The organism is Herbaspirillum sp. B65, assembly GCF_000333555.1.
Taxonomy (GTDB): domain Bacteria; phylum Pseudomonadota; class Gammaproteobacteria; order Burkholderiales; family Burkholderiaceae_D; genus Herbaspirillum; species Herbaspirillum rubrisubalbicans.
Window position 1 is genome coordinate 1 of the sequence record NZ_BADI01001196.1, and the last position, 236, is coordinate 236.

The 236-nt window shown below is 62.3% G+C and carries 1 protein-coding gene; it reads left to right on the forward strand.

The window, feature by feature from the left end; all coding sequences use genetic code 11:
* Positions 1-236, forward strand: a 236-nt coding sequence (locus tag I5W_RS28495; RefSeq protein ID WP_044531782.1) for an ABC transporter permease subunit, incomplete at both ends; no start/stop codon positions are given.

Sequence of the window (236 nt, forward strand, 5' to 3'; positions counted from 1 at the left end):
GCGACCATTGTGCTCACGCTGCCTTCCATCGCGCTGTTTGGCCTGATGATCCCGGTGTTCTCACACTTCGGCGCCGGCATCGGGCCCTTGCCGGCCATCACCGCCGTGTTCCTGTATTCGCTGTTGCCCATCATGCGCAACACCTACCTGGCGCTGGAGAACATCGAAGCCGGCATCAAGGAAGCCGGTATCGGCATCGGCATGACCTTCTGGCAGCGCCTGCGCATGGTGGACCT